18 protein-coding genes and 1 tRNA gene are annotated in these 13557 nt (G+C 60.7%); 12 read left to right on the top strand and 7 right to left on the bottom strand.

Annotated elements, in window-relative coordinates:
- Nucleotides 1-28: 28 nt before the first annotated feature.
- The gene (locus tag O6Y00_RS05295; protein WP_353441560.1) at nt 29-964 is read right to left on the bottom strand and encodes a peptidylprolyl isomerase; all 936 of its coding nucleotides are present in this window, start codon (nt 962-964) and stop codon (nt 29-31) included.
- An 88-nt stretch (nt 965-1052) separates the two neighbouring features.
- On the opposite strand from O6Y00_RS05295, the gene O6Y00_RS05290 reads away from it, so the two are divergent.
- From O6Y00_RS05290 to O6Y00_RS05260, 7 genes are all read left to right on the top strand, one after another.
- Nucleotides 1053-1143 (top strand) — tRNA-Ser (locus O6Y00_RS05290).
- A gap of 646 nt (nt 1144-1789) precedes the next feature.
- The gene (locus O6Y00_RS05285; protein WP_353441559.1) at nt 1790-1960 is read left to right on the top strand and encodes a hypothetical protein; all 171 of its coding nucleotides are present in this window, start codon (nt 1790-1792) and stop codon (nt 1958-1960) included.
- Between the two features lie 348 nt (nt 1961-2308).
- Nucleotides 2309-2572, top strand: coding sequence for a hypothetical protein (locus O6Y00_RS05280; RefSeq protein ID WP_353441558.1), 264 nt, complete (start codon nt 2309-2311; stop codon nt 2570-2572).
- Nucleotides 2569-2835, top strand: a complete 267-nt coding sequence (locus tag O6Y00_RS05275) for a helix-turn-helix transcriptional regulator (protein WP_353441557.1) — start codon at nt 2569-2571, stop codon at nt 2833-2835. Before O6Y00_RS05280 ends, O6Y00_RS05275 begins: the two co-directional genes overlap by 4 nt.
- 139 nt (nt 2836-2974) lie before the next feature.
- Nucleotides 2975-3307: a hypothetical protein gene (locus tag O6Y00_RS05270; RefSeq protein WP_353441556.1), complete on the top strand. Its 333-nt coding sequence runs from the start codon at nt 2975-2977 to the stop codon at nt 3305-3307.
- 151 nt (nt 3308-3458) lie between these two features.
- On the top strand, nt 3459-6596 hold the full coding sequence (locus O6Y00_RS05265) for a hypothetical protein (RefSeq protein ID WP_353441555.1): 3138 nt from the start codon (nt 3459-3461) through the stop codon (nt 6594-6596).
- Entirely contained in the window at nt 6593-6859 is a 267-nt protein-coding gene (locus O6Y00_RS05260) for a hypothetical protein (protein ID WP_353441554.1), read from the top strand. Before O6Y00_RS05265 ends, O6Y00_RS05260 begins: the two co-directional genes overlap by 4 nt.
- A 379-nt stretch (nt 6860-7238) precedes the next feature.
- Here the strand turns inward: O6Y00_RS05260 and O6Y00_RS05255 are convergent, their stop codons facing one another.
- The 3 genes from O6Y00_RS05255 to O6Y00_RS05245 form a co-directional block, all read right to left on the bottom strand.
- A complete protein-coding gene (locus O6Y00_RS05255; protein ID WP_353441553.1) occupies nt 7239-7817 on the bottom strand; it encodes an outer membrane protein in 579 nt (192 codons plus the stop codon).
- A gap of 199 nt (nt 7818-8016) precedes the next feature.
- Nucleotides 8017-8202, bottom strand: coding sequence for a hypothetical protein (locus O6Y00_RS05250; RefSeq protein ID WP_353441552.1), 186 nt, complete (start codon nt 8200-8202; stop codon nt 8017-8019).
- Between the two features lie 355 nt (nt 8203-8557).
- A complete protein-coding gene (locus O6Y00_RS05245) occupies nt 8558-8719 on the bottom strand; it encodes a hypothetical protein (protein WP_353441551.1) in 162 nt (53 codons plus the stop codon).
- Between the two features lie 185 nt (nt 8720-8904).
- Between O6Y00_RS05245 and O6Y00_RS05240 the strand changes: the two genes are divergently transcribed.
- The 5 genes from O6Y00_RS05240 to O6Y00_RS05220 all read left to right on the top strand — a co-directional run bounded on the left by O6Y00_RS05240 (nt 8905) and on the right by O6Y00_RS05220 (nt 11182).
- The gene (locus O6Y00_RS05240; RefSeq protein WP_353441550.1) at nt 8905-9126 is read left to right on the top strand and encodes a hypothetical protein; all 222 of its coding nucleotides are present in this window, start codon (nt 8905-8907) and stop codon (nt 9124-9126) included.
- Nucleotides 9127-9181: 55 nt separating this feature from the next.
- Complete coding sequence (locus O6Y00_RS05235; RefSeq protein ID WP_353441549.1) at nt 9182-9646, top strand: GAF domain-containing protein; 465 nt, start codon at nt 9182-9184, stop codon at nt 9644-9646.
- 84 nt (nt 9647-9730) lie between these two features.
- Nucleotides 9731-9910, top strand: a complete 180-nt coding sequence (locus O6Y00_RS05230; protein WP_353441548.1) for a hypothetical protein — start codon at nt 9731-9733, stop codon at nt 9908-9910.
- A 189-nt stretch (nt 9911-10099) separates the two neighbouring features.
- Entirely contained in the window at nt 10100-10756 is a 657-nt protein-coding gene (locus O6Y00_RS05225; RefSeq protein WP_353441547.1) for an SOS response-associated peptidase, read from the top strand.
- A gap of 54 nt (nt 10757-10810) precedes the next feature.
- Nucleotides 10811-11182, top strand: a complete 372-nt coding sequence (locus tag O6Y00_RS05220; RefSeq protein ID WP_353441546.1) for a hypothetical protein — start codon at nt 10811-10813, stop codon at nt 11180-11182.
- Between the two features lie 293 nt (nt 11183-11475).
- Here O6Y00_RS05220 and O6Y00_RS05215 read toward each other — a convergent pair whose 3' ends face one another.
- From O6Y00_RS05215 to O6Y00_RS05205, 3 genes are read right to left on the bottom strand one after another with little or no spacing between them, the layout of a single operon-like run.
- Nucleotides 11476-12750, bottom strand: coding sequence for a Y-family DNA polymerase (locus O6Y00_RS05215; protein WP_353441545.1), 1275 nt, complete (start codon nt 12748-12750; stop codon nt 11476-11478).
- The gene (locus tag O6Y00_RS05210) at nt 12747-13223 is read right to left on the bottom strand and encodes a LexA family protein (protein WP_353441544.1); all 477 of its coding nucleotides are present in this window, start codon (nt 13221-13223) and stop codon (nt 12747-12749) included. The genes O6Y00_RS05215 and O6Y00_RS05210 overlap by 4 nt, the downstream gene beginning before the upstream one ends.
- A 3-nt stretch (nt 13224-13226) precedes the next feature.
- The gene (locus O6Y00_RS05205) at nt 13227-13430 is read right to left on the bottom strand and encodes a hypothetical protein (RefSeq protein ID WP_353441543.1); all 204 of its coding nucleotides are present in this window, start codon (nt 13428-13430) and stop codon (nt 13227-13229) included.
- Between the last annotated feature and the right edge of the window lie 127 nt (nt 13431-13557).

Below are 13557 nucleotides of genomic sequence, written 5' to 3'. Positions count from 1 at the left end.
CATGTCGGATGCGCGCGCGGGCAATCGTTCAGGGTGCCTTGCGAACCGGGGGCAGGGCCGCGCAAATGTCCGCGCCGCCCGCCGGCACCGTGAAGAACGGTCCCGACCGGTTCTCGCGCGATGCGATCCACGCGACGAACCGCGGATTGTCGGTCGAACGATACTCGAAATGCGGGCGCTGTGCGGCAGGCAGGTCGCTGACGAGGCGGGCGGAGACGATCGGGCTGCGCTCGCCTGCGGTCTTGTAGAAGCCGAGATCGCCGGTTCCGCGCGGCAAGGACGACAGCCATTCGATCCCGTCGATCACCCGCCCGACGACCGCGATGTTGCGGTCGAGCGCGCGCGGTGCATGGCCGATCGCCGTGTAGAGTTCCGCGCCGCTGCCGGTGCTCGGGGCCAGATCGCGCGCGACGCCGACCATGCCATAGCAATGCGGCAGCCACTCGGTCGCGCCAGTGCCCGCCAGCGGCCACCCGTCGCGGCTGTACCCCGCCCATTCGGCATAGGGATCGCGTCGCGCAAGCCGCGCCACCGTCGTCGGCCCGGCATGCGAATATTCCGCGGGGGGATTTGCCACGACGCCCGCGACCAGCGGCTTCTTCTCCGTAGCGTCGCCCCATTGTGCGACGTAATTGTCCTGCAACCGGTAGACGCTCGTCCCGACATCCCACCAGTGCGCGGCTGCCAGCCTGCGGATGTTCGCCACATGGACGGGGGCGTATCGCGCGGCCAGTCGCACCGTGACGTCGTGGCCGTTGGCCAGCGTGAAGACGATCAGTTCGCCGTCCGGCACCGCCACCCAGTCGGACGGCAGCGGATCGGACGGGGACATCGCAGGGGCCGTTGCACGGGCCGTCGCAGGCGCTGGCGCCGGGGCGGCGGTCGGAACGGCGGACCGAGCGGCTGGCCGAACGGGCAGGACCGCCGCCTGCGCAAGGATCGTGGCAAGGAGGATATTCAGCATCCCGACAGTCTGCCCCACCCCGCGACCGCACGCAATCGCTTGCGCCGCGCGGCAACCCGCACTAGCAGACGCCGTTCCAGAGCAATGCGGAGCGGTGGCCGAGTGGTCGAAGGCGCTCGCCTGGAAAGTGAGTATACGTCAAAAGCGTATCGAGGGTTCGAATCCCTCCCGCTCCGCCATAAACCACTGTTATGAAACGATATTTTCCCTCATTGGGGAGGCTGCCCTGTCCGCTGCCCTGTTACGCGACAGCGGACATTCGAATCATCGATCGTCTGTTTCACGGCGCCACTGTTCGCCCAGATGAACTTCATCTGGGCCTTCCCGTCCACGCCGCTGTCGAGACCCTTCAACACGAAATCGCCGGCGGCGATAGCGTTCACAATCGTGATATTCGGCGCTGTACCGCTGCCGCCATCCACTCCACCGTTCGCACGGTGACGCGGATCGCTGCGGGGTGGCCTGCTCACGGTTGCGCTCTGCGTTCGCGGCAGCTTCGCTGGCAGCGGCCTGCTTTTCCAGCGTGGCGAACGTGGCACCGTTGTCGGTTGCAGGGCCTTGGTCCGTGCCGGTTACGCGTGGGATGTTGCGCAGGACGCTGGCGTTACGCTTTGCGGCCCGCAGTCTGGTTGTCCAACGACCGCGCGTAGTCGTTCGCCTCGCCGCTCGCGAACTTGTTATCGACACCTGCTAGGCAATTCTGGTTCTCCAGTTCGGCCATACCCGATGCGGCGCGGGTGTACCCGAACTCCTGCTAAGCAATGGTGCGCTGCAGTTTACCGGCTTCGACTCGAGTCGGCCCCTCTCGATCGTGACTTCGGAGAGTTGCGCCAGCAAAACGTCCGTATCGCCGCGATTAATTCGCGCATCTACTATTGCAACCCGCAGTTGATCTGCCGTTCCGCGCTGCTGGGCTTCCAGCGCCGCGAACTGCCGCTTGTTGTGGGCGATCGCGCGGTTCTGCCGCTCCAGGGCTGCGGCGCCTTTAGGGCGTAAGTGTCATATACGATGTCGATCACCGAATAGTCAGAACACGCCATAAAATATCAACCTGCAGTTGAAATACACGCAACAGTTGACGAGCAATACAAAGCAGCAAAACTTTGGAGCTTGATCTGAAATTCGATTCGAAGTTACAGAGTGTTTACCAAGATTGAGTGTCTTGGAGCGGGCCGAAAGGTTTCGTGTAGTGGACATGCTCGCGATTTCCGGTAAATGGGAGTCGGTCGGGCGATGGTAAGGGCTTCTAGCCAATCGTGTCCGCTACACGATTTTCCGCTTATCGTCGTCCGGCTACCATTCGGAAAATGGAAACCGGGTATAAAATCTAGCGGAGCGTTACCCATGACCAACGAAATCGACGAAAATGTCTTTTCTCGTGATGAAGTACTTAGCTGTGCTCGCCTTCCCGAAACCGGCGATTACGCTACCGACTGCGCCGCCGGACGGACGGCGGCTGACGTACTTATCGTGAGGATGGCGCAAACCGATTATACCCCGGCTCTCAAGGACATCGTCCACGAGATGATAAAGATCGGGAGGTGGGGTGCCGTACACATCGGTTTTTTTCAGCGTTTGGCCGATCGGTCAGTGCAAGCGCTGACATGATACTCGACGAACGATCAGTCGTTCACGCGGAGTTCTGGAGCCTAAAGCGAGTTGTTGAGGTCACTGGCGTTTCTAAGACCGAGGTCTATCGTCAGATGAACCTTGGCCTGTTCCCAAAATCAAACGGCTACCGTGACACGCCGAAGAAGCGCTTCTGGCTGTCGAACGATATTAAGCGCTGGCAGCAGGAACAGTTCGCAAAACGGCGTACCGAGATTGACGCAGAAATTGACAATGACTTTGACGACCTTCTCAACTCATAATTGTATTGGGCCTCCATAATTTCGAGTCTGACTCAATAGCGGCTATGTACGAGTCGTCCTGTACTAAGTGTGGGCTGGCGTTAAACGCACTGGCCCACACGCTTTCGGGACTTTGGACAAACTAGTCAGGACAACGAACATGGCCAACGCCAAACCCAACCTCACCGGGGACCAAACCCGCGAAATCGATCGCAAGCGCCTGCCCGACGGCAAAACCAACTTTTCAGCTAGCGGCGCGTTGCCCGATCCCGTGATCCAGGAAGCCGGCATCGTACCCCTGAAGGCGCTTGTCTCGATCACGTACGGCGCGGGAAAAACTGCGGCGCCAGGTTCGCTCTTTACCCCGACGTCGGCGGCAGAGCGGCAGGAACTGTTGCAGGGTGACTGGAAAAAGAGCGAATATCCCGCGGCTCAAGAGGCTTCGACGGCAGAACTCGCACTGTTCTCGCAAGACGAGGCCGAGTTCGCCTGACCAGTTGACCGCCTGCGGCGTCACTCCACTGCAGGCGGTCATATCTTCACCGGAGTAGGCCGTCGAACCGCTTCACGCCGACCCTTCGCCCATAAAAACTAAAACTCTTTAAACCCGGCGGCGCAGTCGTTGCACCGGGGGAGGTACGACTGTGTCTAATCTCATCGCTTCCCATTTCGACGCTGCCGGCCGGATGAGTTTCGGTGCGGGCGAAGTCCTGCGTGTCGCGTTCATCATGAAGGACAAGCTCGGTTACCCGGTAAGTTTCGCCGGCCGCCAGATCATCCTGCGGTTCGTCAAGGCAAACGCGGTTGTCGCAAACGGTGAGATCGCCGGGCAAATGGCGAATCAAGGCGAGCAGGTGATCTTCGCTGTACCGGGTGCGTTCACCGAGTCGCTGCGCAACCAGGCCGGCGTTCTTTATGAGATTGCGGAAGTGGTGCAGGGTGGCCGGACGCCGCTGCTGTTCAACACGGTGACAGTCTCGAACGATGCTCCGTACGTTGGCGGCGACGTCAGTGCGCCGTATTCGGATGTCGTGACGTCGACCATGGGCGGCGCGACGGTGATTGCTACGGCCATGGGTTCTCCGGGACTTTCGCCGGCGGATCTCGCAGGGATGACGCCGAAGGAGTATCAGGCGTATAATCGGCAACCTGCGGTTGATGCGGCGAGCTTGGCCGCTCTGGAGGTCGAGAAGTCCGTTGCTCAGCGTGCGGCTATTCAGGGCGACCTGGATAGCAAGCTGAGCGCCGGTCCTGTGCTTCTCACGGGCACGCGGTTCCCTATTCCTTTAGAATTTGAGCTGACTGCCCGCACCCACGTCCTACGATTCAGGGCTGCGAACGCTGCGGCGCGCATTTCCGGCACCACTGACGACACTGACGCATTTCTTGCGGCCATCGCCTCCGGGCGTCCGATCATGGTTCCGGCGAAAGACGGTCCGTACCGGGTAAACGGCGCGATGATCGATCCGGGTGGTGTCGACATGCTCGGCATCGGTAAGCCTCGCGTCATCTGCACGAAGTCCACCGCCTATCTCACCTTCACCGGCGAGCGCAGCAAGTGGTCCGGGTTCCAGTTCGAGCCCGTGCAGGCGTCGACCCAGTTTCAGATCATCATGACGACGACCGCGCAGTACAACGAGCTCGACGACATCGAGATCGTGCTGGGCAACTCCGGTATCCGCATCGAAGGCCAGTACAACCGCCTCAACAATATCCGCATGCGCGAGATGCGCGGCACCTGCATGCGCCTCCAGGGTCCGCAGGCGTACCGGAACATCCTGCGTAACATCGACATGCGCAACGGTGCTCTGGCCGGCATTCTCGCGGATGACGGCGCCGCCTACAACACGATCGACGGCGCTTACAAATACGTCCTGCCGCAATATTTCAACGCGTTCCTGCTGGCGCAGCGGGAGGCGGTGAACGGCAAGCTCGGCGGCGACGTCTTCGCCAGCACGATCGAATGCCACCACAATACGATCCGTAACGTCCGGTGCGACAATGCGCGAGACGGGTGCTTCACCTTCTCAGGCGATGACAACGTGCTGGACGGGGCGCTTTTCAACGATGGGTTCGCGAGCGGCCTCAATGTCTCCGGGTCGCGCAACAAGATCTCCAATGTCCAGTCGATCCGGTGCAAAACCGGGTTCTGGATCTTCCCGCAGGCCGGTGGCCTCGGGAAGGACAACACCTACGTCAACTGTTTCGCGCAGGACTGTACGCAATACGGGTTCCGCCACGAAAACCGGCCGTACCGGGTCTGGTCGGCAAATCTGAGTCAGGTGCCGGCAACCCATTTCTGCTGCTTTGGGTCGAACGTCTACCAGTGCTCGCCGGCAGCGGCAGACTTCGGCGACCAGCCGCCTGTTCACACGTCAGGCACGGTTTCTGACGGCCTGGTCGACTGGAAATGGGTCGCCGGCACCCTCGATAATCTCGACGCCGATCGGACGACAGCGGTTGCATGTACGTCGCGTGGCAGTGCGATCGCCGACTGGTATGCCGAGGGAACTGGCAAGCTGACCCGTATCGGCTGCCCTGGCTTCGCGGCTATCAGCGTCGTTCCGACGTACACGTACGACAGCATCGAGCCGACCCAAGTCGTTGATGCGCCGATCCTCATCAACGGCGAGTTCCACTACTGGCCGAACGGCCCGACCGTCGCGATCGGATCGGCCGCAGTGTTCGGGCCGGGCGGGTGGAAGGGCGCGCGCGGTGCGGGGACGGGGTCGCTGCAACAGATCGCAGGCGAGCAATCGCCCTACGCGATCCGGATGCAGCGCACGCCAGGCGACACCTCAGCGACATCGCTCTACCTCTACCAGGTCATTACTGGCGATGCCGCGCGCAAGCTGCGGGGGCAGAAGCTGTCCGCTACGCTCCGGGCGCGCGCCGGTGCGACCTTCTCGCCGAGTTCCGCGTATCTGAACTACGGTATCTACGCCTCCACCTCGACGGCCGCTCCACCCAACTCCGGGGTGCCGTCGGGTTCCACGACGTTGATCAGCGGCGCGTTCGCCTTGAGGCCGGGCTTCAACGAACGCGGAATTCCAGCGAGCGACGTCGTCGTACCAGCAGACGCTGAGATGATCATTCTCCGCTTCAACTTCACCGCGGCCGGGACGGCGGGAGATTCCGATTACGTTGACGTCGAGCTGCCAGCGATGTCGGCCGGCAAGGCGTCTGCAGTGTTCACGCCACAGGCCATTAACGTCACCAAACTGCGACTGAACCTCTATTACATCGGCACGCCGCCCGCGCCGGTCATCGGTCGGACCGGCAACTGGATGTATCCACTGACGATGAAATCCGGGGCGGCGGGGACCGTGGCCACGTCGGCGGGCACGCGGTACTTCTATCCCGTGCAGGCGCCCAACCTGTCGCTGACGTCACTCGGCATCGAGCTTTTGACGGCAGGTGCGGCCGGCTCGAAGGCTCGTCTGGCGCTCTATACGCATGACGATGTGACGGGTGGGCCCGGCGTCCTGCTGGCCGACGGCGGCGAGGCAGACTGTTCCACGGCTGGCGTCAAAAGCTTGGCCATCGGGCCGGTCGCGGCGTCCGGTTCATGGGTCTGGCTAATGGTCCAGACCAACGTGGCTGTGACGTTCCGTACCAGCGACACGGGTCTCGCCGTCATCGGCGGCAATACGTTCGCGGCCTTCATCAAGGGGCTGTCGGAAGCAAGTGGCACCTATGCCGCACCGCCTGCCTCTGCGCCCGCAACGCTGGTGAACAGCGGCGTGGGTCCAATCTGCGGCGTGATGGGAACACGGACATGACCAAACTTACCGACCAGATGATTGAAGCCGGCATCGCAGCCTATCACGATGTTGGCACGAATTACTCGATCGCACCGGAAGTCGCCGCGGCTGTCTATGCAGCGGTCGCAGCGGTAGACGTCGCGTCGGTCACTCACTCGATGGAGCTTTCTGGTATAGAGGCCTACAAGCTCGATCATCGACGCGAGATCGGACCGCCACTCGTGACTGCAATCTACGACGCCATGGAATATCGCAGGATTGCCGACCTCGATATCGGGTGATCGGCTCTGGATAATCGTGGCGCCGCCAATCCACCGAGCGGCGGCGCCATATGTGACCACAACAGGCCTTCTACACATTCCGTAGCCTCGACGGCAGTCCCCATGAGCGGCAGTGACTCGGTGATTTACGACTGCACAATGGCTGGAGCCCGGCGCCCGACGCCCGACGCCCACCAAAACTACTCCTTTCCGTCTTGTTTCCGGTCACGCCGTCGGCGGGGAGAGATAGTGTCCAATAAAACAGTCGCGGCAACGATCGTGACGAATATTGCCACGAGTATGAAGGTTTGGGAGGAGCCCCAATCAAGGCGGATAAAGTTCATAAATGCTAGCTCGCCTCAGCCGCTTGTCTCGTCGCCTACGCTTAGGTCCTGATCTTTCAAAAACGAACACCAATCCCGCCTAGTACGTTCTGCCGCGAGGTGTGGCTGTAGTAATTTGCGTATTTGTACTCCGCGCTTACGTAGAAGTTGTGCACCAACGAATACTCGATACCGCCGCCGACCTGATAGCCATCTGTACGGTATCGATCGTTAAATGCAGTCCCGCCTGCTGGATCCCCGGTGAACGTCTTACGCTGGCTGTCGTTGGCGTAACCGGCCTTGCCGAAGATCAGTAAGGCCGGTGTTGGCAGATACCCGGCCCGCACCGCGATCCCAATTTCTCGTCGTGTCCGAGTGCATACCTGACCTCCCCGGACGCCGCCAGCGCAGCTTTTACCATTGGTATCAAGGTAACTGACTTCGGGTCCGACGACGATCTTTTCGCCAATGATCCCATCCCAACCTGCGGCGCCGCCGTAGGCGAAGCGATCATCATGGTTCCCGTTAGCCTGAAGCCGATCGACACCAGCTTTTGCTTCGACGCGAAACCCGCGGAATGTTGTTTCCTGGGCGAAGGCCGATGATCCGCATAGGAACAGAGCAACCGATCCCAGAACCCACCTGTACTTGACCACCGATCCATCCCCTTAATTATTTCATCAAACCGAATCGGCTCGCTGTTAACGAAGATTTAACGAAAATGGGTTGGTTGCCAAGAGATTATGCATCGCTGAATTAAGGCGGGGTAGTGAGCCGTTCGTTGCGCTTCGGTAGGGCCTTCTCAAGTTTAAGTATGACAACCCGGTCGGGACATACGGCGCTCCACTTTTGTTCTCAGTTGGCGCGGTCGGACGCCGCCGCCGTGATCGCATCGATGGCAACTGAAACTCGACGCCACTCTTCGACAGCTATATCGTCGTCGAGCACATCGCCTAATTGGTCGAATATGTATTCGACAGTCATCGCGCCGTGCTCGGCGAGGATCGTGTTTGCCTTCACCCAAACTTCGCGTTCGGACATTACTCGTCGAAGTTTCATACAATCTCATTAGCGACCAGATCGGCTGGGGCTAAGAGTGAAATTTGCCCCATGCCTTCACGTTCAGATTAGCTTAGCGCCGGCCGTGCCGCACTTCGCGAACTTGCCTCTTGCGCTTTTGCCCCGGGGCATCTTGGCCGATGCCTTCGGACACTTTATGAAGCGATTCTTAGCGTCTTTGCCCGGAGCAGCCATCAAGGTTGACCGACGAGCAAGGGCAGCGAGGCGGCAGCAAACAGCAGTTTACGCAGCTAGCATTCTCCTGTCCGAGGACCGGGCCTGGGAAAGCTGCGTTGCGTTGGCTTCGGCGTTAACAGTTCGCTTGTTTAACGAGCGCTTACGTCAATGACGACTTTCGTTTCGGCGCGTCCTGCCCCTCGGTGCTCGGCGTGCCTTTGTTTAGGGTATCGCTCGGGCGGCGTGCATCACCTTCATTCTGATGCTCAGTCGATAGGTTCGGCCGTTCGGTCGTGGTTGTCGGCTTGATCGGTTCAGACATTCTCGCTCTCCTCGGGAAGGCAACCGACTTGGCAGCTTGTCGTTCCACGCGCGGAACCGGTTCACCTCATATTGCCCTCGACCTGCACATTGCCATTTGGATTGCGTCGGACCAACTATTTCGCTGCGGTCAGGCACCTTAACGTTCGGTCACCCGTTGCAATCACCCACCCCGGGAGACAAGTGTTGACGAAAGATCGTATTGTCGCTGTCGGGCTGTTAACCCAACGCGATCTGGAAGTGCTGGGCACCGGGTTTCATCGCCTATTTTCGGTCAATGCAGACGATGACGATGACGAGGACGATGGATTTGCCGATCTGATTGCTCAACTCGATAAAATCGACGCTATTAGCCCGGATCCCGACGCCCCGAACTCGGTGAAGCGGCACCTGCGTAAACCGATATGATGCGAGACTTCTCGTAACAGTTGCGGTCCCGCAGCAGGACCGGGTAACGGCGGGCATGCTCGATGATTTTGCAGCCGGTGTCGCTCGGGACGGCGATGATGACGGTATACGTCGTATCTTAGACGAAGTTGCTGCTTCGACCGGGATGGGGTTTGTTGCCCTTGCTCGTGTTACCGATACCCGCTGGATAGCCTGCCAAGTGGTTGATCAGATCGACTTTGGGATGTCACCGGGCGAGGAGCTCAGGGTTTCGACCACCATCTGCAACGACATACGCGAGCACGGTAATGTGGTAGTGATCGATGACGTGGCAGGGAATCCGAAGTGGCTGAGCCATCCCGCCCCGTCTCTGTACGGGTTTAAAAGCTATGTCTCGCTTCCGATCGTCCTCGCTGATGGGTCGTTCTATGGCACCCTCTGCGCCATCGACCCGCTTCCGCGGAAACTCGCTCGACCTGACGTTGTCTCAGCACTGAAGAACTTCGCCGACCGACTCGGGGCAATTCTGTCGAAGGGCTAATCCTGCGAGTGCGATGTACCGGCTGGGATCGTCGTTGATATTCAGGGAGCGTCGGAGCAATCCGATGGAGAGTAGGAGATGGTCATGAAGCGGCAGGTGTCGGTTCAGGGGCGGCGCGTAGAAGTGTACGTCGAGGAAATTGAAACGGGGCGGTGGAAGGCGACGGGCGAGTATGCTGGAAAGATTTGGAGTGTAACCAGCACGTCGGCGAACCGGGCGGCATCGAACTGGGGCGTTGCCGTGAGTAAGAAAGATTTTACCTGACTTTTGAAAGCGAGCGCCTGTTCCGGTGATTGAGGAACGCCCTTCATATGGAGCCGTGATGAACCACCCCCGAGAATGGTTTCAGCCCAAAGTCGTGGGCATCGGCTGGACGCCGCGAACCTAGGAGGGCTGGGCTATCATTGTGTCCGTGATCGCGGTCGGCGCGCTTGTCGGTCGGGTGAACCTCTAATGTGTAATCGTGCGCGGTTCGACGGCGAGCCCGAGACCATCACCGAACGGTTCGGTGCGGAATGGCTTGCCGACAAGCCGAGGGACAATCGGTTCGACCCGAAGGAGCTTCGTCCGTTCGGTCGGGCGTACGTCGTGCGGAACGAAGGCGACCGCCGCGGGCTCGACGTGATGGAATGGGACGTCCTGGCTGGGCAGGCGAAACAGGCCGGCCGCAAAGTTGCGCAGACGAACGTGCGCACGCTGCATCTCCCACAATGGCGCTCGCTGGTCACCGATCCGGCTAACCGTTGCCTGATTCCGCTGACGGAGTTCTGCGAGTGGGCTCGCGAGCCGACCGATCTTGGCGATGGCAAAAAGCCGATCAAGGGGGAGATGTGGTTCGGGGTGACCGACCAGCCCGTGTTCGCGATCGCCGGTTTCTGGCGACAGGTCGGGGATCAGCGCTACTTCGCGATGGTCACTTGCGACGCGAACGAGCTGGTGGCGCCCATCCACCCGAAGGCGATGATCACGATTTTGCGTCCTGACGATCACGAGAGATGGTTGACCGGCAGCTATGACGATGTGCTCGCGTTGCAGCGTCCGTATCCGGCGGATCAGATGACCGTGCGGGGGCCGGTGTTCCCGACACGCAACCTCAGCAGCCCTGCCTAGGGCTTGATTGATCCGTTATGCTACAGAAGTAGCTGACTTATCGGGAGCGGAACGATGAACGGGGATGACGAGGCAACCGCGCTGGCACGTAGTATCTTCGAGTTGCGCAGGATGCGGGCGGACCACCTGCCCGAAGGAGTGCTATCCGAAATAGCCTGGAACATCCTTTTGGCGCTGTTTGTGGCAGACGCTGACGGACGTCGGATGACCGGGCACGACGTGCTCGCGGTTGCTGAGGCTCCGGTCTCCACGGGGCGGCGTTGGATCATGGCGCTGCACAGCGAAAGGCTGGTCATCGGGGACGGACAAGGCCACCTCGAGGACGTGATAGGCCTAACCCCGGAGGGGATCTCGGCGGTAGAGGCTTGCATGATCGATGCGCAGAAGTTCCTTCAGACGCGGCTCTCGCGATCCGCTGCTGCTTGATCTTCGATAACCGAGATAGCTTGGGCAAGATATGCAGCCGCGATTGAATACGAGTGCGCGTCCAGCTCATTCAAAACGGCCCGCATTTTCTCAAGTATGTTCTCAGTCACGGATGATGTTCCTGTGGCCATGTTCGCTTCCTGTAATGAGGGAAGCGCCCCAGGGCTTCCTTCGTCGCGGGGCCGTACGGTGGGCGACGATATAAATGGGATGCTAACATTCGGCAGGTCGATGTAAAATGACGAAATGTTCATGAATGGACGGAGCGGCGTAGGGTCTACGTAAGACGCCAACTAATTCGTCGCCCGGACGATCGGCACCTGCGCAATGTCGGTCGTCCATGCCGGAGATCGCATTTCCGACCGCATCTTCCATTCCCGCTTGAACCCCTGCGATGCCGTCACCGCAGTCCACGTCCCGAACCTTCCGTTGATCGCATCGAGCGCGCCCATAAGGCGGTCGCGCTTGGCCGTATCCTCTTCGAACAGCGTGCGCGGTCGCTCGTCCTCGGGAAGCAGATCGTCGAGCATGATGCCCGCCTTCGTATAGGCGTAGCCGTCGCGCCACGCCTTCTCAGCACCACGCCTGGCTGCCGCAATCAGTTCGAGGCTGTCGTTCGTCATCGGGTGCAACGTCACCATCCGCGACCCGCCGTACTGCGGTTGATCAGGCTTGTGCTTATTCGTGTGGAAGAACGCCGTCAGGCGGGCCGCCACCAAACCGTGCGATCGCAGCTTCTCGCCAGCCCGCAGCGCGTATTGCGACAGCGCGCCCATCATCCGTTCGAAGTCGCAGATCGGCGTCCCGAAGGACCGGGTGACGGCCATACCTTTCCGCCGCGGCTCGACCGACTCAACGGCATTGGACGGTACCCCACGTAGCTCGGCCACCAGCCGCTCGAGAACGACTGTCCCGACGGCACGCGCCTGCTTCATAGGCATGTCTCGCAGCGCGCCAGCGGTGTCGATGCCGAGATCAGTGAGCTTGCGCGCAGTCGCACTGCCGACGCCCCACACATCGCCGATGGCGAAGGCGTGCATCACATCGCGCCGCACGTCGTCGTCACGGAGATCCGCCACGCCGGCGAACTTCGGATCTTTCTTGGCCGCGGCGTTCGCCAGCTTCGCCAGCGTCTTGGTTTCCGCGATGCCAACGCAGGTGGGGATCGTCGTCCATAGCTGGACCTGGGCACGCATCGCGTTCGCGTGCGCCACAAGATCGCGTCCCTCGAAGCCGGCGAGATCGAGGAATGTCTCGTCAATCGAGTAAATCTCGAAGTCGCGGGCGAACGATTCGCACGCGGCGATCACCCGGCGCTGCATGTCACCGTACAGCGCATAGTTCGACGACCGAACCTGGATGCCGTGCTGCTTTACCTTGTCGCGCAGGTGGTGGATCGGATCGCCCATCTTGATCCCGAGCGCCTTCGCTTCGGCTGATCGGGCTATTGCGCACCCGTCGTTGTTCGACAGCACGATGACAGGTACGCCGATCAGGCTGGCGTCGAAGGCGCGCTCGCAGGATACGTAGTAGTTGTTGCAGTCGATGAGGGCGATCGGCGCGCTCATGCCATCTTGCGCGCGACGCCGACGACCGTGCCCCAGATCTCGACATGCTCGTCGACCAGAATGTCCGCGAACCCTTCGGCCTCGGGGACAAGCCAGTGGCGGCCGTCGACGAAGCGCAAACGCTTCAGGGTCCGCTCGCCGTGCACAAGTGCGACGACGATGGCACCAGTCCTCGGCGCCTTGGCCCGGTTCACGACGAGTAGATCGCCGTCGATGATTCCGGCACCCGCCATGGACCGCCCCTCTACGCGCATGACATAGCTGGCGGCTGGATGCTCGATGAGCCACGCGCTCAAGTCGATCGGCTCCTGCATGTCGTCCTGCGCAGGCGAGGGGAACCCTGCCGGCGTGTGGACCAGGAAGAAAGGCACCTCACACGGCACCAGTTCGAACGGGACGTCGTGAAGCCGCAGCGCTTCGTCATGACGGTGCAGCGGGACAACGACCGGGCGGACCGGGTTGGCTGAGGGCATGACCTAAAGGACCGCGGCGAAGAGGAGTTGGTCGTGCTGAGCAGCCAGAACAGACCGAGCATCCTGAGCAGCACCAACGGCTTGCCGGTACTCTACGGTCCCGAACCGTTCGGCCTCGTCGAAGCTGAATTTCACCGCATCAACCGGTGGGTAGACGTTGTCGTATATCACGCGGGCAGCCGCTCTCAGCCGCAGATCATGCTGCATTTCGTTGCTCCGTCAGTATCGAGTCGCCGGTCGTGGCCTGCCCCTAGCTAGGCGCGATCCCCGTTGATTCGCAAGAACATTGCAAGAACATCAATCTGATGCGATTGGCAGGCCACTGATTCGAGGG

This window comes from Sphingomonas faeni (genome assembly GCF_040407565.1).
Classification (GTDB): domain Bacteria; phylum Pseudomonadota; class Alphaproteobacteria; order Sphingomonadales; family Sphingomonadaceae; genus Sphingomonas; species Sphingomonas faeni_F.
This window is presented reverse-complemented; position numbering and strand designations above follow the sequence as displayed.

Coding starts and splice junctions, on each gene's coding strand:
- O6Y00_RS05295 (WP_353441560.1), bottom strand. CDS start 964: ATGCTGAATATCCTCCTTGCCACGATCCTTGCGCAGGCGGCGGTCCTG.
- O6Y00_RS05280 (WP_353441558.1), top strand. CDS start 2,309: ATGACCAACGAAATCGACGAAAATGTCTTTTCTCGTGATGAAGTACTT.
- O6Y00_RS05275 (WP_353441557.1), top strand. CDS start 2,569: ATGATACTCGACGAACGATCAGTCGTTCACGCGGAGTTCTGGAGCCTA.
- O6Y00_RS05270 (WP_353441556.1), top strand. CDS start 2,975: ATGGCCAACGCCAAACCCAACCTCACCGGGGACCAAACCCGCGAAATC.
- O6Y00_RS05260 (WP_353441554.1), top strand. CDS start 6,593: ATGACCAAACTTACCGACCAGATGATTGAAGCCGGCATCGCAGCCTAT.
- O6Y00_RS05250 (WP_353441552.1), bottom strand. CDS start 8,202: ATGTCCGAACGCGAAGTTTGGGTGAAGGCAAACACGATCCTCGCCGAG.
- O6Y00_RS05245 (WP_353441551.1), bottom strand. CDS start 8,719: ATGTCTGAACCGATCAAGCCGACAACCACGACCGAACGGCCGAACCTA.
- O6Y00_RS05235 (WP_353441549.1), top strand. CDS start 9,182: ATGCTCGATGATTTTGCAGCCGGTGTCGCTCGGGACGGCGATGATGAC.
- O6Y00_RS05230 (WP_353441548.1), top strand. CDS start 9,731: ATGAAGCGGCAGGTGTCGGTTCAGGGGCGGCGCGTAGAAGTGTACGTC.
- O6Y00_RS05225 (WP_353441547.1), top strand. CDS start 10,100: ATGTGTAATCGTGCGCGGTTCGACGGCGAGCCCGAGACCATCACCGAA.
- O6Y00_RS05220 (WP_353441546.1), top strand. CDS start 10,811: ATGAACGGGGATGACGAGGCAACCGCGCTGGCACGTAGTATCTTCGAG.
- O6Y00_RS05215 (WP_353441545.1), bottom strand. CDS start 12,750: ATGAGCGCGCCGATCGCCCTCATCGACTGCAACAACTACTACGTATCC.
- O6Y00_RS05210 (WP_353441544.1), bottom strand. CDS start 13,223: ATGCCCTCAGCCAACCCGGTCCGCCCGGTCGTTGTCCCGCTGCACCGT.
- O6Y00_RS05205 (WP_353441543.1), bottom strand. CDS start 13,430: ATGCAGCATGATCTGCGGCTGAGAGCGGCTGCCCGCGTGATATACGAC.